The following is a 17,463-nucleotide window of genomic DNA, read 5'->3' on the forward strand; positions in this document are numbered from 1 at the left end:
GCCCCACCCCTCGATTTTCCCCGAACACCGATTTTCCTTGAACATTGAATGCAGGACGGGCTCATGTTGGATGCAAACCTGAAACAGCAACTGAACACCTATCTGCAGGCGCTGGTTACTCCGATTGAGATAACCCTGTCTGCAGACGACTCAGCCAAGGGTAAAGAGCTGCGCGAACTGGCGCAGGAGATTGCCCCTCTGTCTGACAAGATTTCCCTGAACGAAGAGGGCAACGCCGCTCGGAAACCAAGCATGGCGGTATCACCTGAGGGTGTGACTCCTCGCGTTCATTTTGCCGGTATCCCGATGGGACACGAGTTCACCTCACTGGTGCTGGCACTGCTGCAGAACGGCGGTTACCCACCGAAGGTGGCCGACGAGCAGATTGAACAGATCAAGGCACTGGATAAGGAGCTGCACTTCGAGACTTACATCTCACTCTCCTGCCAGAACTGCCCGGACGTGGTACAGGCACTGAACCTGATGGCCACGCTGAACCCGAAGATCACCCACACCATGATCGACGGCGGCGTATTCCCGGATGAGGTGAGCGAGCGCAACATCATGGCCGTTCCCAGCGTATTCCTGAACGGCGAAGCGTTCGGCCAGGGCCGTATGACTCTGCCGGAGATTCTGAACAAGGTCGACGACGGTGCCGCAGAGCGCCAGGCTGCCGAGTTGTCCGAGAAAGAACCCTATGACCTGCTGGTCGTCGGTGGTGGCCCGGCCGGTGCCGCAGCCGCGATCTACGCCGCTCGTAAGGGCATCCGTACCGGTATTGTCGCCGAGCGTTTCGGTGGCCAGGTGATGGACACCGTGGGGATCGAGAACTTTATCTCCACCAAGTACACCGAAGGTCCCAAACTGGTCGCCAGCCTGGAAGAGCATGTCCGCGATTACGAAGTGGATATCATCACCGAACAGAAAGCCGCCAAGTTGCGCCGTGAAGGTCAGGTTGAGGTTGATCTGGAAAGCGGCGCCACTCTGAAAAGCCGCGCGGTCGTCCTGGCTACCGGTGCCCGCTGGAGACAGATGAACGTCCCTGGTGAGAAAGAGTACAGCGGCAAGGGCGTGGCCTACTGCCCGCACTGCGACGGCCCGCTGTTCAAGGGCAAGAGTGTAGCGGTGATCGGTGGCGGTAACTCCGGTATCGAAGCAGCGATCGACCTGGCCGGTATCGTTAAAGACGTGACCGTGCTGGAGTTCGGCGACACCCTGCGCGCCGACGATGTCCTGGTGCGCAAGGCGGAGTCACTGCCGAACATCAAGATCATCAAGGAAGCGGCCACCACCCAGGTGAATGGCGATGGCGAGCGTGTCACCGGTCTGACCTATACCGACCGTGCCAGCGGCGAGTCCCATGATGTGGATGTGGCAGGTATCTTCGTCCAGATCGGACTGGTACCAAACAGCGAATGGCTCAAGGGCGACCTGGATCTGTCCAAGTTTGGCGAGATCGAGATCGGTGCCAAGGGTGAAACCTCCATGCCGGGCGTTTTCGCCGCAGGCGATGTGACCACCGTGCCGTTCAAGCAGATCATTATCGCCATGGGTGCAGGCGCCACCGCCTCACTGGGTGCTTTCGACTACCTGATTCGCGAGTCGGTACCGGAGAAGGACGAAGCAGCCGCCTGAGCTGAGCCCGGCTAATTCGTACGATTCGGAACCTCACCAGCCCCGGCTTAAGCCGGGGCTTCTTTTTATCCACAGCCATCCCATCCAGCGACTATCTACACCGATTTTGACCTTCGACAAAGCGCACCTCTCCACGCTTTGTAATGCGAGTGATAATATGTATCATTCAAAAATTAACGTGACATTTCGTCCGGTTATTTATTGATTCTATTTATTGCTACTTATTCTCGCGACTTGTTCTCATTACTTTAGGCTGTCCGCACCGGTGAAGAGGGTCTCTCATGAAGCTTTACAACGCTGTGCTTCCCACCGCTATAGCGGTTTTACTGGGCTCACTGCTGGCCGGTTGCCAGAAAACGGCCAGCAGTGAACTCAGTCACACAGCCGACGCCGCGGGTAAAGATATCCAGGCTGCAACCAGCCTGGCCGATCTGGGCCAGCGGCTCTATTTTGACGTTAACCTGTCGAAAAACCGTACCCAGTCCTGCGCCACCTGCCACGATCCCTCCAGCGGTTTTGTCGATCCCAAACGCACACCGGACTCGCTCGGCGACGATGGCAGCTCTCACGGCGGCCGTAATGCGCCCACCGCCAGCTATGCGGCGTTTTCACCGGAGTTTCATCAAACCGAGGACGGCAGCTATAAGGGTGGGCAATTTCATGACGGTCGTGCGTCGACACTGGCCGACCAGGCGATGGGGCCGCCGCTGAACCCGGCGGAGATGGGGATGCCCAGCAAGGCAGCGATCATCGAGAGGCTACGCGACAACGCCTACTATCAGCAGAGTTTTGCGAAGCTGTTTGATGATGCGATATTGAACGACCCGGAACGGGCCTATCAGGCGCTGGGCGACAGTATCCAGGCTTTTGAAAAAACCGAGTTTTTCTCGCCGTTCGACTCCAAATACGACCGCTACCTGCGCGGCGAGTACAAGATGACCGCCGAAGAGGAACTGGGCCGCACCCTGTTCTTCTCTCAGCAGTTCACCAACTGCAACCAGTGTCATCAGCTGAGTCAGACACCGATGTACAAACAGGAAACGTTCACCGATTACAGCTACCACAATATCGGCGTACCGATGAATCCGGCACTGGATCGCGGTATCGATCTGGGACTCTCCGCCAACGCGAACATCGACGATCCGACCCGTGACGGTAAATTCAAGGTGCCTACACTACGCAACGTCGCGGTTACCGGCCCCTACATGCACAACGGCGTCTTCGAAGATCTGCGCACAGTAGTTCTGTTTTATGACCACTACAACAGCCGCAACCCGGCCCGGGCGATCAACCCGGAAACCGGTAATCCCTGGAATGCAGCCGAGGTAGAGCGCAACCTGTCGGAAGAGATCCTCAAGGATGCCCCGGCTCTGGATGATCGCCGTGTCGATGCCCTGGTCGCCTTTATGAAGACCCTGACCGACCAGCGCTATGAGGCTCAGCTGCATTAGAGGCGCGCACCCAAGGGGCATAATAACCTCGCGCCGATTAATCACGCCTCAGCGGGAATCGCGACGAGGGCGTCGCTACGAACACGCGCGTCAGGTAGTGCGAACTTGCGCCGATTGACTCAGTCACGGAGTAAAACGGGATATAGAAGCAATAGCATTGCTACGCCCCGGGGGACTCAACCTGCTAACGTGCTGACAATCGGGCGATAACGGCTTTTCGAGATAACACAGAGATAAAGCGGATAGTGTAACCAGTTTTAACGCAGTGCTTTTTACAAGGAACGTTACAAGAAACGTCACAAGGAACGCATAAAGAAGAGAAAGGGCTTTTTTATTCTATCCCCAGCCCTGGGGAGGGCTGTTCTACCGATCAGTGAGCGTGACGGTGGAACAGCGCAGATACTTCGTGAGCAACCTGGGAAGCTTTAGCAGAAACCCAGCTGGTCAGACCGTGGATCAGTTCAGCGATGTATTCAGCGCGCTCGATCTGAGCCAGGACGATCGGATCTTCACAACCGTTACGACGAGCGATTTCAGCAGTAGTAAGATTTTGTTCAGCCATGGTGGCACCTCTTTGGATTCGACTTTAGTTGAATGTCTAACTTGAGGCCTATAATACGTAGCCACCTGGCTGAAAAAAAACGATCCTTTTTTGATCCATAGTTGAGTTTATCTCAACTATTATTTTTAAGTCTGAACAAACACCCCGGTGCCGTCGCTCAGGCGACCTTTTGCCGATCCGCAAGACCAAACAGCAGTGACTCTCGCTGGACGGAGAGATCCTCCTTCGCCAGCAAGGCCTTGAAGTACTCGGGACCGAAACGGGTATCGCCATATAACACCGCGCCGACCAGACGCCCTTCACGCAACCAGATTCTGCGATACTCACGCTGTCCCAAATCACGATATTCCAAGACCTGGGCGTCCTCCGCATCAATCTCGCCACAGGAAAACAGTGAGATACCGCTCACCTTTAACTGGGTCGCGACGGGCTGCTCAACATACCCACTGTTGTCCTGACCGGCGAGCACCTGGGCCAACACCTCGGCCTGACGCCAGATCGGCGCTACCAGACCGTAGGTCTGGCCCGCAAATTCACAGCACTCGCCCAGAGCAAACACCCGCTCGTCGCTGGTCTGCAGTCTCGCATCCACCGCTATCGCCCGATGGCAGACAAGCCCCGCTGCCTGCGCCAGCGTGATTTCCGGGGTGATACCCGCCGCCAGCACCACCAGATCGGCTTTCAGCGTACGCCCATCCTTGAGCATCACGCCGCTCACCCTTCCCGCCTCGCCTTCAATCAGTTCAATACCGACATCGGTATGGATATCGAGCCCACGCTCCTCCAGCGTCTGCTGCAGCAGACTGGCGGCACTGCGGTCCAGCTGTCGATTGAGCAGCCAGGCACCACGCTGTAACACACTGGTCTGCATACCCAGTTTGCGCAGGCCTTCCGCCGCCTCCAGCCCGAGAAGGCCGCCACCGACAACCACCGCGCAACCTCCCTTGGCCGCCTGCGCCTGCATAGTCTCCACATCGGCCCAGGTACGAAAACCCATCACACCGCTGAGATCTGCGCCCGGGATTGCCGGAAGCGCGGAGCGTGAGCCGGTGGCGAACACCAACCGACGATACCGAACCACCTTGCCTTGAGCTGTTCTGACCAGGCGCAGCGACAGGTCCAGATCCTGAACGGGGTCGCCACACAGCAGCTCTATGCCCTGCTCTGCGTACCATTCCACGCCGTTAAGCTGAAGATCAGATTCATTCAGCTCACCCGCCAGCAGCGGGGACAGCAGCACCCGGTTATAGGCCGGCCGAGGCTCTTCACCAATCACCAGGATCGACTCGGGACGGTTGGGCTGTTTACTCAACTCCTGCAGCAACCGGTTGGCGGCCATGCCGTTCCCGATAATCAGCAGATCAACCAGTTTTCTCATGGCCTTGTCCCTCATCCATCGCTCAGGCCTGGGCCTGCTTTTTTGCCGGTGCGGTCTCCTGAGTGTTATCCGCCGCAGCCTTCTGCGAGCGATGCTGGCCGATATCCTCGACCTTGCGCTGCTTCTCGTAGAGGAAGCTGAGCACTTCATGGCGGTAGTGGTTGTACTGCGCATCATCGGCCAGCTGAATGCGGTTACGCGGTCGCTCCAGTTCGATATCGAGAATCTCGCCCACGGTCGCCGCCGGACCGTTGGTCATCATGACGATACGGTCGGAGAGCAGTACCGCTTCATCCACATCGTGGGTGATCATGATCACCGTGTTGTTCAAGTCCTTCTGGATCTCCATCAGCGAGTCCTGTAGATGGGCACGGGTCAGGGCATCGAGGGCGCCAAACGGCTCGTCCATCAGCAGCACCTTAGGCTCCATGGCCAACGCACGGGCGATACCAACACGCTGCTTCATACCACCGGAGATCTCATCCGGGCGCTTGTGCATAGCGTGGGTCATGTGGACAAGCTCCAGGTTGTGTTCGATCCAGGCCTTCATCTCCGCCTTGGATTTCTTGCCCTTGAACACCTGCTTCACCGCGAGCTCCACATTCTCGTAGGCGGTGAGCCAGGGCAGCAGCGAATGATTCTGAAACACCACCGCGCGCTCGGGGCCCGGCTCGTTCACCTCTTTGCCATCCAGCACCACGCCACCGGTGGTGGACTGGTAAAGGCCGGCGACAATATTGAGCACCGTGGACTTACCACAGCCGGAGTGGCCGATCAGCGAGACAAACTCACCGCGGGCGATTTTCAGGTTTACGTTATCCAATGCCTTGAAGGAGCCCTTCGGCGTCGGGAACTCGATGGATACACCGGTCAGTTCAAGATGCTTGGTCATGATGAGCTCTCCTTAACGGGTAATTGCGTTTTTGTCCCAGGACACACGGCGCTGCAGCAGCAACATGATCCGGTCGAGCAGGAAGCCGATCAGGCCGATCACCAGAACCGCGACCATGATGCGACCGAGGGAATCGGAGCTGCCGTTCTGGAACTCGTCCCAGACGAATTTGCCCAGCCCCGGGTTCTGCGCCAGCATCTCCGCTGCGATCAGCACCATCCAGGCGATACCCAGCGACAGACGCAGACCGGTAAAGATCATCGGCACCGAAGAGGGCAGCACGATCTTCACTACGTGAGTCATCCAGCTCAGGCGCAGCACCTTGCTGACGTTCTGCAGATCCTGGCTGACCGCAGACACTCCCACTGCCGTATTGATCAGCGTCGGCCAGAGACAGCAGAGCGCAACGGTGAACAGCGAGGTCAGGAATGACTTGGCAAACATCGGATCGTCGGTTACGTAAGCCGCACTGACCACCATAGTCACCAGCGGCAACCAGGCCAGCGGTGATACCGGCTTGAACAGCTGGATAATCGGGTTCAACGCCGCATAGAGCGATGCGTTCAGGCCGATGCAGATTCCCAGCGGGATGGCGATCAATGCCGCGATGGCAAAGCCGGCCAGCACAGTCACCAGACTGGTGCCGATCTGATCGAAAAAGGTCGGCTTACCGGTGTAATCGCGAATCTTCGGCACATAGTTCGGATCCTTGGCAACACGCTCGGCGTTACGCTGTTCCTGGCGCTCATAGAATGCCGTTTCCCGCTCACGCTCACTCATATGCTCGGCATAGAGTGCTACCGACTGCTCATAGACCTGGGTCGGTCCCGGAAACTGCCCCAGGGATGTATCGATCTGCTTGGCGCCGGCCTGCCAGATAAACAGGAATACGGCCAGGCCAAGCAGCGGCAGCCCCAGGGCGCCAAGCATGCGCTTGAACCAGCTGCCCAGGGTGTCATTGGATTTAACCCCGGCGATACTGGAAACGCCGGCCAGAGTCATGCGGATGCTAGTCATCGGTGATCTCTCCTTCCCGGATAGGCAGCCAGGGCCTGGCTGCCCGCGGGGATTAGATTTTCTGGTCGCCCTTAAGGCCGATAGAGAACTTCTCGAGGTATTCGTTAGGCTTGCGACCGTCGTAGGTAACACCGTCGATGAACTGGGTCTGCGGCGCCTTGAAACCCTCTTCGCTATCGAAATCCGGGAATTCAGATGCATCCATCTTGCCTTCGGCGATCAGCTCCTTGGCGGCGATGGCATAGATATCCGGGCGATAGACTTTTTTAGCGATATCCATATACCAGCTGTCCGGCTTGGACTCGGAGATCTGGCCCCAGCGGCGCATCTGGGTCAGGTACCAGATCGCATCGGAGTAGTACGGGTAGGTCGCGTTATGGCGGAAGAAGACGTTGAAGTCCGGTACATCACGCACATCGCCCTTCTCGTACTCGAAGGTACCGGTCATAGAGTTGGCGATTACCTCTTCATCCGCGCCCACATAGGTTGGGCGTGACAGGATCTCCACCGCTTCCGGACGGTTGGCGTTGTTGTTCTCATCGAGCCACTTGGCGGCGCGGATCATCGCCTTGACCACACGGATATGGGTGTTGGGGTATTTTTCCGCCCACTCCTTGGAGACACCGAACACTTTTTCCGGGTTGTCTTTCCAGATCTCGTAGTCGGTGATTACCGGCACACCAATACCCTTGAACACCGCCTGCTGGTTCCAGGGCTCACCGACGCAGTAGCCGTAGATGGTTCCCGCCTCCATGGTCGCCGGCATCTGCGGCGGCGGGGTCACGGAAAGCAGCGCATCGGCCTGCAGCTGGCCGCTGGTATCACCTTTTTCCGGAGCGTAGAAGCCCGGGTGAATGCCACCGGCAGCCAGCCAGTAACGCAGCTCATAGTTGTGAGTGGACACAGGGAACACCATGCCCATGTTGAACGGCTTGCCTTCGGACTTGTACTTATCCACAACCGGCTTCAGGTAATCGGCCTTGATCGGGTGAACCGGCTTGCCATCTTCACCCACCGGGATATTCGGCTTCATCTGCTCCCAGATATCGTTGGAGACGGTGATACCGTTACCGTTCAGATCCATGCTGAATGCGGTGATGATATCCGCCTTGGTGCCGAAGCCGATGGTCGCACCCAGCGGCTGACCTGCGAGCATATGGGCGCCGTCCAGCTGCCCATCGATGACACGATCCAGCAGCACCTTCCAGTTTGCCTGGGCTTCCAGAGTTACATATAGACCCTCGTCCTCGAAGTACTGCTTCTCGTAGGCGATCGCCAACGGCGCCATATCGGTCAGCTTGATGAAGCCAAACTTCAGCTCCTCTTTTTCGGCATAACCTACTTCCGCAACTGCCGGCAGAGACAGGGCGCCAGAAGCCAGGCCGATGGAAGCCGCCAGCAGCAGGCGTTTGCACAGAGAACGACGATTAAACTTTTTCATATCCATTCCTCCAGAAACAAAAAAAGGCGCCGTTCCTGCACCACAAACCTCGGTCTGTGATACTGGAACGGCGCCTTTGCCGAATTCGCTAATTGTCAGGCTCTAAAAGAGCATTCGGGGCGGGTAATCTGCTTTCAACCTTGACTCTTGAGAGCAAGACGGCACGCCACCGATCTGCCAAAACATAAGCGAAGCCTGTGCCAGTTTTTTATTAATTCATAAAAAACAAACTCATAGTCTACATTTGTTCTTTTTCTTAGCTGCTCTGCACAGAGAAATCGCACCGAGATCAGGCAGGATCGGCCGTTTTTTGATCAAAAATAGAGCAGCCTTTTCCTGAAACTGGTCATTAGACGGTCCCCTGATACCGCGCAAAAAACAGGTCCTTCTTTATATGCCTAACGAGCCTAATCGAATCTCACTGGAAGCATCCTTAAACCGGCAGGCGCTGGGAGCCCTTTACACCTGATGACACGTCAGATTTCGCACCACCTGAGTGCGCGATGCATGTTAGGGAGGCATAAAAGCAGAGACCAAAACCATCCTTTCAGCTAACTCTTTGAAATTCATACGCGCCTACGAATGGCATCAGAATTGCTTGGTTTATGGACAGTTAATCAACAATTTCACGGAAATGTCTTAGCGACGTTTCCGATAGATGGCAAAGGCGCCTGAATCTCACCCTGCTCTGGCAGGACTGAGGTTCAGGCGCTTTTTTTTTGCAGGGCTGAAGCATGAACAATACCACCTGTCCTTACTGCGGTGTCGGCTGTGGCGTAACTGCCCAGGTGCAGGATCAGGCGATCATTGCCGTCTCCGGCGATAGCGATCACCCCGCCAATCGCGGGCGGCTCTGCGTCAAAGGCAGCGCGCTGCATGAAACCACAGGAACGCACGACCGGCTGCTGCAGCCCCGCGTAGATGGCGTTGAAACCGGTTGGGAGCAGGCCCTGGACAGCGCCGCCGAACGGCTGGCCAACATCATCGAACAGCACGGCCCGCGGTCGGTCGCCATGTATCTCTCCGGCCAGCTACTGACCGAGGACTACTACGTCGCCAACAAGCTGATGAAAGGCTTCATCGGCTCCAGCCAGGTGGATACCAACTCCCGCCTGTGTATGTCATCCACCGTTGCCGGTTATAAACGCGCCTTCGGCGGCGACCTGATGCCCTGCAGCTACGATGATATAGACCACGCCGAACTGATGGTTCTGGTGGGTTCAAACGCCGCCTGGAACCATCCGATTCTGTTTCAGCGTATGACCGCCGCCAAGAAAGCCAACCCCTCGCTGCGCGTTGTCGTGATCGACCCCCGCCGCACCGCGACCTCAGAACTGGCGGACCTGCATCTTTCACTGAAGCCCGGCAGCGATGCGGTTATTTTCAATGCGATCCTGGTTGAGCTGGAGCGGCGCGGACAGATTGACCGAGACTACGTCGAACAGCATACCGAGGGCTTGGATGCAGCGCTTGCGGCAGCCCAGCGCAGCGTCCCGGATCTAGCCACAGCAGCCCAAATGACGGATATCCCGCAGGCCGATCTGGAAACCCTGGTCGACTGGTTCTGTAACACCGAAAAGACGCTGACCTTTTTCTCCCAGGGGATCAATCAGTCCAGCAGCGGCACCGACAAGGTCAACAGCATCATCAACTGCCATCTGGCAACGGCACGTATCGGCAAACCCGGCATGGGGCCTTTTTCGCTGACCGGCCAACCCAACGCCATGGGCGGGCGCGAAGTGGGCGGGCTGGCCAACCAGCTGGCTGCGCATATGGATTTTTCCAGCGCCGAGAACATCGACCGGGTACAGCGTTTCTGGCAGGCACCCAATATGGCAACAACCGAGGGGCTGAAAGCGGTCGAACTCTTTTCGGCCATCGAACGCGGCGAGATCAAGGCGGTCTGGATCATGGCCACCAACCCGGTCGTCAGCCTGCCTCGCGCCAGCCAGGTTCGCGCCGCGCTGGAGAAATGCGAGCTGGTAATCGTCTCCGAATGTATGGCAAAGACCGATACGCTGGAACTTGCCGACATCGCCCTGCCCGCCACCACCTGGGCAGAGAAAGATGGCACCGTGACCAACTCTGATCGCAGAATTTCGCGCCAGCGCGGACTGATTCCCGCGCCCGGCGCTGCAAAAAATGACTGGTGGATTATCTGTGAGGTCGCCAAACGCCTGGGCTTTGCCGAGTCCTTCACTTATACGGGCCCCGCAGCGATCTTTCGCGAGCACGCTGCGCTTTCCGGGTTTGAAAACAACGGCCGCAGGGGCTTCGATATCAGTGGGCTCACAGAGATTGGCGATCACGAATACGATGCGCTGAAGCCCATCCAGTGGCCGGTTAACGCTACAGCACCGCTGGGAACGGCTCGCCTGTTCACAGACGGCCAGTTTTTCACGCCCTCCGGCAAAGCTCGCCTGCTGCCGGTAGAGCCCAGCCTGCCGCAGCAACAGCCTGACAAAAGCTATCCACTGGTGGTCAACACCGGACGGATCAGGGATCAGTGGCACACCATGACCCGCACGGGACGCGCCGCCCGACTTCTACAGCATAGAGCCGAGCCGTTTATCGAACTCCACCCCAAGGATGCCCTGCGTTTCGATATTGCCGACGGCGATATCGCCGTGCTGGAAAACGCGCTTGGCCGCTACGTTGCCAGGGCACAGTTGAGTGAAGCCCAGCGTCCAGGCGAGCTGTTTATCCCGATGCACTGGAACGCCCAGTTTACATCCGCCGCGATCAGCGGCGATCTGATCGACGCGGTGGTCGACCCGATCTCCGGCCAGCCGGAATCGAAACAGGGCATAGCATCGATTTCGGCTCTGAAAACAGTCTGGCAGGCTCGCCTGATCACAGTTTCAAACGCCCCTCCTCCGAGCGAGTACTGGAGCCGTGTTCCACTGCAGCACTGCACCAGCTTCCGCGTGGCCGACACCAACGCCGTGGATGACTGGTCAGTCTGGTGCGCAGAAAATCTGGGCCGCAAACCGGACCTGATGCTGGAAGACCGCAGCCAGGGACGTTTCCGTGGCTGCAGTTTTAAGGGTGACCGGCTCGAATGGGTGCTGCTGATCGAGCCGGATCAGAATCTGCCGGAGCTGGATTGGCTGGATACCCAGTTCGCCAGGGATTCTATCGATCAGGATGCTCGCCGCCAGCTCCTGGCAGCGCGCGACGCAGGCAGTTCAGGTTGTGGAGCCGTAATCTGCAGCTGCTTTCAGGTGCGCGAGACAGAGATTCTGGCGGCGATCCTCGCCGGCACAGACTCAGCCGAGAAGCTGGGTGAGCAACTCAAATGTGGAACCAACTGCGGTTCCTGCCTCCCCGAACTTAAGGCGCTGATTGCTGACAGCGCCAAGGAAGCCGATCATGTTTCTGTCTAAACCTTTTTCTCCGCTTGCACAGATTCTGAGCCGCATTATTCACCAGAACAGCGACCATCGCTCTGCGTCGGTAACACCACCGGCTGTGGATAAAAGGCAGGTTGGCAAATCCAGAGGCCAGGTTCATCTGATCGGTTGCGGCCCCGGCGCCGCAGACCTGCTTACCGTCCGTGCCGATCAGCTGATCCGCAACGCTCAGGTAGTGATCTACGATCGACTGGTAAGCAAAGAGATTATCGATCTGATACCAGCGAGCGCTGAACGCCACTACGTCGGCAAAGCCCCGGGGAATCACAGTGTGCTGCAGTCGAAAATCGGCGAACTGATGGTGAGTGAAGCGCGACGTGGAAAGAGCGTTCTTCGCCTCAAGGGCGGCGACCCTGCCATCTTTGCACGGATGGCAGAGGAGATAGATGCATTGAACCATGCCAGCATCGATTGGCAGATTGTACCTGGCATCACTGCTGCCTCCGGCTGTGCCGCCGCGGCCGGCATCCCACTGACCGATCGCGACAGTGCCCATCAGGTACGCTTTATCACCGCGACCCATCATGCAGATCATTTGCGCCACGACTGGTCGTCGCTGGCCCGACGCGATCAGACGCTGGTGTTCTATATGGGCCTGGAGGCTCTGCCTTCCATCAGCGCCCGGCTGCAGAAACACGGTCTGCCGGCCGACTGGCCGATTCTGCTGATCGAAAACGGTACCCGTGCCGAGCAGCGCAATCTACTGGCCACTCTCGGCACCATCGTCGAGAAAACACAACAGGCGCAATTCCAGACACCCAGCCTGATCATCGTTGGTGAGGTAACACGCACCGCAAAGCAGCAGGCGATAGCCCTTGCCAGAGCGCAGGAGGTCGCCTGACAATGGGCGCGATCTTTGCGAGGAGTACAAGCGGTCGTGGCGAGCGAAAACAACAGAATAACAAACGATAGAAAAAACTATACGGGGTTGGTGCTTGCGGGCGGCCGTGGCCGCCGTATGGGTGGCCAGGATAAGGGCCTGATCAATCATGATGGCCAGCCCCTGGTCAGCTATTCGCTGCAGGCGCTGCAACCTCACTGCCAACAGATCTATATCAACTGCAACAGAAACCAGGCGGCTTACGCCGCTTTCGGCTTTCCACTGATTTCGGATCCGGACGACAGTTTCCCCGGCCCGCTCAAAGCCTTGGCTGCTCTGCTGCCCAATCTACCCGAAAACGACCTGCTGATTCTGCCCTGTGATACACCGGAGATCGGCCCTGCGCAGATGCAAACGCTCATCGATGTCAGTACCAGCTACCCCGGGCACTGGGTCTACCTCCGTGCCGATGGCAGGGATCACCCACTGCATGCCCTGTTACCTCAATCGATCAAACCGCTGCTACTGGAGTTTATCCATCAGAGCGGTGAGCAGCGCCTGATGCGAGCCATTGACGCCCTCCCCCATGTGGCCGTAGAGCTGACCGATTCTCTGCTTCTTAACCTGAATAGAATGAAATAGCCGCCACGCCGAATTTTAGGAAAAATTCCTATAGTCCACAGGGCGCGGCTGAGGGATCATATGCTCATCCGCTGACGGGATCGCAGCAACGGCAGGAAGCCGTTTTCGGATGTGGGTAAGGAAACTCGCAGGCAATGGATAGCCTGGTATTGCGAAGGAAAGCGGCAGGACGCCAAGGAGGCTTGCACTACGGAACGTGTGCAAGCCTTTTTTTATTTGTACCCGCCAGCTTTACTCAGCGGCAGCCCCTCCCCAGAGACCACCACCTCGATTTTATTCATCGCTGTGCCAGGTTACCCCAGCACGAAGACGCAATGTTTAGCGGGCGGCGAGCGTTAATTACTCGCCTGGCTTCCATCCCGAAGTAATCGGATAACGCCGGTCCCGACCAAAACCTCTCTGGGTAAGGCGCGGCCCCACCGGCGACTGGCGTCTTTTGTACTCGTTGATATCCACAAGCCGTACCACACGATTCACGTCCGCCTCGGCGAAGCCTTCATCGATAATTGCCCGGGCGCTGTAGTCTCGCTCAACGTACAGTTCCAGAATTCTATCCAGTACATCATATTCCGGCAGGCTGTCCTGGTCCTTCTGATCAGGCGCCAGCTCGGCTGACGGCGGACGATCGATAACCCGCTGCGGAATCGCCGGCGAGATACCGTTACGGTAAGTCGCCAGTCGGTACACCAGGGTTTTCGGTACATCCTTGAGCACATCGAAACCACCGGCCATATCGCCGTATAGCGTGGAGTAACCCACTGCCATTTCGGATTTGTTGCCGGTGGTCAGTACCAGATATCCTTTCTTGTTGGAGATCGCCATCAGCAGCACACCGCGACAGCGAGCCTGAAGGTTCTCCTCAGTGGTATCGGCCTTGGTACCCGCAAACTCATTCGCCAGCGCCGCCATAAAGCTTTCGTACATCGGCTCGATAGAGATCACGCTGTGGCGGATGCCCAGCAGATCCGCCTCTCCGGCGGCATCTTCCACGCTCATACTGGAGGTATAGCGGAACGGCATCATCACCGCTTCGACCCGATCGGCACCCAGTGCGTCCACGGCAACTGCGGCGGTCACGGCAGAGTCGATACCACCGGACAGGCCGAGAACAACGCCCTTGAAACCGTTCTTATTGACGTAGTCCCGCACGCCCAAGACCAGCGCGTCATAGACAGACTTCTCGAAGGAAGGCACCTCAATGGTCGGCTGTTCAGGCGTGACCTGACCCAATACCGGATCGATACTGAAGGCATACAGCCCTTCTTCAAAAAATGCTCCTGCAAATACCTGCCGACCGGCGGCATCCACCGCCTGGGAACCGCCATCGAAAATCAACTCATCCTGACCGCCCACCTGGTTGACGTAGAGAATCGGACAACCTGCGGTCTGTGCCTGGCGCGCCAGCAGGTCGGCACGCTGTTCGGCTTTTTTGGAATCAAAGGGAGAAGCGTTGATATTTAGGATCAGACGCACGCCAGCCGCTTTGAGCTGCTGAACCGGAGCCGTGTGCCAGATATCCTCGCAGACACTCAGGCCTACCGGATAACCGTCCAGATCAATCACTCCCGGCTCGGTGCCAGCAACAAAGTAACGCTGCTCGTCGAATACCTGGTAGTTCGGCAGACACTGCTTGGCGTACTCGGTGAGGATCTCGCCGTCACGAATCACGCCGAGCATGTTGTACAGGGCACCATTGCGGTAACGGGGATATCCCAACAGCAAGGTAATACCGCGCACTTCACTGAGCACCCGCTCCAGCGCCTGCTCGATACGGATCTCCAGGCTCGGACGCAGCAGCAGATCCTCCGGCGGATAGCCGCTCAGGGCCAGCTCGGGGAACATGACCAGATCGGCGTTTAGCTCGTCCCTGGCTTTACATGCAGTCTCGATAACCCGTGCGGTGTTGCCCGGAATATCACCCACCAAAAGATTCAGCTGGGCCATGGCGACCCGAATCGGCTTACTCATCTGTACCTAAGGATACCTGTCAGTCGTGTTCAATACGGCCATCGACGGCATAGGGAGCCGGATCGATGATCGGCGCGCGATCCAATAGCAGATCACTGAGAAGACGCGTGGATGCCGGCGCCAGCACCAGCCCATTGCGGAAATGCCCACAATTGAGGTGAAGCCCGGACCAACCCGGGACCTGGCCGATATAGGGGATTCCCTCCGGCGATCCGGGCCGCAGCCCTGCCCAGTGATGTTCGACGGGATATTGTGCCAGATCAGGCAGAATTGTCAGAGCGGTTTTATAAAGTGACTCCCGCGCCTCTTCCGTGGTCTGCTTATCAAAACCCACATGTTCCAAGGTGCTGCCCACAAGGATACGGCCATCACTGCGGGGGATCAGGTAGCGACCGTTGAGCATCACGATGCGATCGATCAGCCCCACCGGCGCCTTGAATACCATCATCTGACCACGCACCGGTTCTACCGGCAGGCGCAACCCGAGGCTTTCAAGCAGGCCACCACTCCAGGCCCCGGTAGCAACGACCGTATCGTCCGCCCGGATATCGCCCTTCGATGTATGCACACCCTCAACACGCTCGCCGGCCAGGATAAAGCCGGTCACCTCACAGTGTTCAATCAGTTCGATATTAGGATGCTGACTGGCGCTGATCCGCAGAGCGCGGCCGAGGCGGGGGTTACGGATGCTGGCCACTTCCGGCATCCACATACCTGAGCTGAAATCACCGCTGATGCGAGGCTCTTTGTCGTGGATAAACTCGCTATCCACCTTCACCAATGGGCGATAGTGATCGTGACCCCATTGCAATGCCTCCTTCTCATCATGCACATCCACCATGATGATCCCTTTCTGGCGTAGCTCAGGATCACAGCCGGTTTCAGCAAACAGCTCCTGTGCCAGCAGGATATAGCTGCTCTGCGACCAGAGCGCCAGCCGGGTTACTGCCTCGCCATGACGCCAGGGATACAACGGAGAGACGATACCGCCGCCGGCCCAGGAGGCTTCGTGGGCGCTTTCTCCGCGTTCAACCAGAGTGACTTTAACACCGGCACGGGCCAGCTCCCGCGCTGTCATCAGGCCAATTACTCCGGCGCCGATGATAAGGATATGTTTCATACTGCTCCCCGAGAAAAACGATCAGGGCATGATGTTACAACAGCTTCTGAAAAAACAGGGCGACAACGGTCAATCGCAGTCTTCTTGTTCCGCCGACCTCACCCGGCCCTGCAGCGAAAGTATTAAACAGTGGACAGTGTCGGGCTCATTACGGTGGATAAGTTTAAAAGTGCCATTCGAATAACCCGTAACGCTACCATCCGCCTCAAAGGTTATCGCGTCGCCGCGACTCCAGGTAACCCTCGTGACGTCGTCAAACGCGGTATAACGCAGTACTTCGTCATCAGCAGAGATAAACGACCTAGTTTGGTTCGTATCGACAAACATTAACCCACCATCCCAGCGGGTCTCGCCCTGCATGGCGTTACCTGCGCAGGCAGCGGGCCCACCTCGACAGAATGTCACGGGCTGCTGGCGCTGGATCGCCTCTGAACGTGCGAGAGACATCAGGGAGATCAACTCTTGTTGAGCTGAATCGCGGGAAGCTCGCTCGATCATACCGGCCATAGAAGGGACCAGCATCGCTAAAATCGCCAGTATGGTAATAGCGACCAGCAACTCGATCAGCGTAAAGCCGTTAGGCCGCGGGCAAACCTTGCCCGGCATTGGGGAAAACTCGGCGTCATCCATGACGTCCTCATTTATTCGGGGTTTTAGGTCACTCTAGACCCAGTAAAGTCAGCGCCCCCAGCAGTCATCCACATCACCGCCGGCGTCTTTAACACCGGCATTGGTCAACGTAAGCGTACCGCAGCGATCGCCATTCATTACACCTTTAGGCACCGCCTGCAGTGTGTAAGCACTGGTGGTCAGGTCATCCGCTGCGTTATTAAGAAGGCTCAGGTCATAGTATTTGGCCGAGCCATCTTTGGGCGACTCATCATAGGGCAAGGCCGGACCCGCAGCATTAGAAGCCGTGGTCACTGTATAACGCCCGTTACTTGTGTAATACCGTTCCATAAACTGCGCCAACTGCAACAGATCCACCCTGGCGTTGGAACGACGTGATTCCCTCACATGCTCCTGATAGGAGGGATAGGCGATCGCCGCCAGTATCCCGACCACGGCGACCACGATCATCAGTTCAATCAGCGTAAAGCCCTGCGCACGTCCCTTCACCTTGC

14 protein-coding genes are annotated in these 17,463 nt (G+C 57.5%); 5 read left to right on the top strand and 9 right to left on the bottom strand.

Going from position 1 to position 17,463, the window contains the following annotated elements; genetic code table 11:
* Window positions 1-63: 63 nt before the first annotated feature.
* Complete coding sequence (ahpF, locus tag CLV83_RS14145; RefSeq protein ID WP_132293585.1) at window positions 64-1,635, top strand: alkyl hydroperoxide reductase subunit F; 1,572 nt, start codon at window positions 64-66, stop codon at window positions 1,633-1,635.
* A 281-nt stretch (window positions 1,636-1,916) separates the two neighbouring features.
* The gene (locus CLV83_RS14150) at window positions 1,917-3,086 is read left to right on the top strand and encodes a cytochrome-c peroxidase (RefSeq protein ID WP_132293588.1); all 1,170 of its coding nucleotides are present in this window, start codon (window positions 1,917-1,919) and stop codon (window positions 3,084-3,086) included.
* Between the two features lie 370 nt (window positions 3,087-3,456).
* On the opposite strand, the gene CLV83_RS14155 is transcribed toward CLV83_RS14150, so the two are convergent.
* The 5 genes from CLV83_RS14155 to CLV83_RS14175 all read right to left on the bottom strand — a co-directional run bounded on the left by CLV83_RS14155 (window position 3,457) and on the right by CLV83_RS14175 (window position 8,376).
* Window positions 3,457-3,648 (bottom strand): hypothetical protein, encoded by a 192-nt coding sequence (locus tag CLV83_RS14155; protein WP_132293591.1) that lies wholly within the window; start codon window positions 3,646-3,648, stop codon window positions 3,457-3,459.
* Between the two features lie 157 nt (window positions 3,649-3,805).
* Complete coding sequence (locus CLV83_RS14160) at window positions 3,806-5,026, bottom strand: NAD(P)/FAD-dependent oxidoreductase (protein WP_132293594.1); 1,221 nt, start codon at window positions 5,024-5,026, stop codon at window positions 3,806-3,808.
* Window positions 5,027-5,048: 22 nt separating this feature from the next.
* The gene (locus CLV83_RS14165; RefSeq protein WP_132293597.1) at window positions 5,049-5,918 is read right to left on the bottom strand and encodes an ABC transporter ATP-binding protein; all 870 of its coding nucleotides are present in this window, start codon (window positions 5,916-5,918) and stop codon (window positions 5,049-5,051) included.
* A 12-nt stretch (window positions 5,919-5,930) separates the two neighbouring features.
* Window positions 5,931-6,848, bottom strand: a complete 918-nt coding sequence (locus CLV83_RS14170; protein WP_424399128.1) for an ABC transporter permease — start codon at window positions 6,846-6,848, stop codon at window positions 5,931-5,933.
* Window positions 6,849-6,987: 139 nt separating this feature from the next.
* A complete protein-coding gene (locus CLV83_RS14175; RefSeq protein ID WP_132293603.1) occupies window positions 6,988-8,376 on the bottom strand; it encodes a CmpA/NrtA family ABC transporter substrate-binding protein in 1,389 nt (462 codons plus the stop codon).
* 734 nt (window positions 8,377-9,110) lie between these two features.
* Here CLV83_RS14175 and CLV83_RS14180 point away from each other — a divergent pair.
* The 3 genes from CLV83_RS14180 to CLV83_RS14190 are packed head-to-tail and all read left to right on the top strand — an operon-like array spanning window position 9,111 to window position 13,251.
* Window positions 9,111-11,762: a nitrate reductase gene (locus tag CLV83_RS14180; protein ID WP_132293606.1), complete on the top strand. Its 2,652-nt coding sequence runs from the start codon at window positions 9,111-9,113 to the stop codon at window positions 11,760-11,762.
* Window positions 11,749-12,630, top strand: a complete 882-nt coding sequence (gene cobA, locus CLV83_RS14185) for a uroporphyrinogen-III C-methyltransferase (protein ID WP_132293609.1) — start codon at window positions 11,749-11,751, stop codon at window positions 12,628-12,630. The genes CLV83_RS14180 and cobA overlap by 14 nt, the downstream gene beginning before the upstream one ends.
* A gap of 36 nt (window positions 12,631-12,666) precedes the next feature.
* Window positions 12,667-13,251 (top strand): molybdenum cofactor guanylyltransferase, encoded by a 585-nt coding sequence (locus CLV83_RS14190; protein ID WP_132293612.1) that lies wholly within the window; start codon window positions 12,667-12,669, stop codon window positions 13,249-13,251.
* Window positions 13,252-13,590: 339 nt separating this feature from the next.
* On the opposite strand, the gene CLV83_RS14195 is transcribed toward CLV83_RS14190, so the two are convergent.
* From CLV83_RS14195 to CLV83_RS14210, 4 genes are all read right to left on the bottom strand, one after another.
* Window positions 13,591-15,219, bottom strand: coding sequence for an NAD+ synthase (locus CLV83_RS14195; RefSeq protein ID WP_132293615.1), 1,629 nt, complete (start codon window positions 15,217-15,219; stop codon window positions 13,591-13,593).
* 19 nt (window positions 15,220-15,238) lie between these two features.
* Window positions 15,239-16,339, bottom strand: coding sequence for a glycine oxidase ThiO (thiO, locus tag CLV83_RS14200; RefSeq protein ID WP_132293618.1), 1,101 nt, complete (start codon window positions 16,337-16,339; stop codon window positions 15,239-15,241).
* A 69-nt stretch (window positions 16,340-16,408) separates the two neighbouring features.
* Window positions 16,409-16,969 (bottom strand): GspH/FimT family pseudopilin, encoded by a 561-nt coding sequence (locus CLV83_RS14205; protein ID WP_132293621.1) that lies wholly within the window; start codon window positions 16,967-16,969, stop codon window positions 16,409-16,411.
* Between the two features lie 48 nt (window positions 16,970-17,017).
* Window positions 17,018-17,458: a type IV pilin protein gene (locus tag CLV83_RS14210; RefSeq protein WP_279387527.1), complete on the bottom strand. Its 441-nt coding sequence runs from the start codon at window positions 17,456-17,458 to the stop codon at window positions 17,018-17,020.
* Between the last annotated feature and the right edge of the window lie 5 nt (window positions 17,459-17,463).

The sequence above is a fragment of the Marinobacterium mangrovicola genome, from assembly GCF_004339595.1.
Taxonomy (GTDB): domain Bacteria; phylum Pseudomonadota; class Gammaproteobacteria; order Pseudomonadales; family Balneatricaceae; genus Marinobacterium_D; species Marinobacterium_D mangrovicola.

What these genes read in the sequence shown, in the direction of transcription:
- ahpF (WP_132293585.1), top strand. Translation starts at nt 64, where the DNA reads ATGTTGGATGCAAACCTGAAACAGCAACTGAACACCTATCTGCAGGCG.
- CLV83_RS14150 (WP_132293588.1), top strand. Translation starts at nt 1,917, where the DNA reads ATGAAGCTTTACAACGCTGTGCTTCCCACCGCTATAGCGGTTTTACTG.
- CLV83_RS14155 (WP_132293591.1), bottom strand. Translation starts at nt 3,648, where the DNA reads ATGGCTGAACAAAATCTTACTACTGCTGAAATCGCTCGTCGTAACGGT.
- CLV83_RS14160 (WP_132293594.1), bottom strand. Translation starts at nt 5,026, where the DNA reads ATGAGAAAACTGGTTGATCTGCTGATTATCGGGAACGGCATGGCCGCC.
- CLV83_RS14165 (WP_132293597.1), bottom strand. Translation starts at nt 5,918, where the DNA reads ATGACCAAGCATCTTGAACTGACCGGTGTATCCATCGAGTTCCCGACG.
- CLV83_RS14170 (WP_424399128.1), bottom strand. Translation starts at nt 6,848, where the DNA reads ATGCTTGGCGCCCTGGGGCTGCCGCTGCTTGGCCTGGCCGTATTCCTG.
- CLV83_RS14175 (WP_132293603.1), bottom strand. Translation starts at nt 8,376, where the DNA reads ATGAAAAAGTTTAATCGTCGTTCTCTGTGCAAACGCCTGCTGCTGGCG.
- CLV83_RS14180 (WP_132293606.1), top strand. Translation starts at nt 9,111, where the DNA reads ATGAACAATACCACCTGTCCTTACTGCGGTGTCGGCTGTGGCGTAACT.
- cobA (WP_132293609.1), top strand. Translation starts at nt 11,749, where the DNA reads ATGTTTCTGTCTAAACCTTTTTCTCCGCTTGCACAGATTCTGAGCCGC.
- CLV83_RS14195 (WP_132293615.1), bottom strand. Translation starts at nt 15,219, where the DNA reads ATGAGTAAGCCGATTCGGGTCGCCATGGCCCAGCTGAATCTTTTGGTG.
- thiO (WP_132293618.1), bottom strand. Translation starts at nt 16,339, where the DNA reads ATGAAACATATCCTTATCATCGGCGCCGGAGTAATTGGCCTGATGACA.
- CLV83_RS14205 (WP_132293621.1), bottom strand. Translation starts at nt 16,969, where the DNA reads ATGGATGACGCCGAGTTTTCCCCAATGCCGGGCAAGGTTTGCCCGCGG.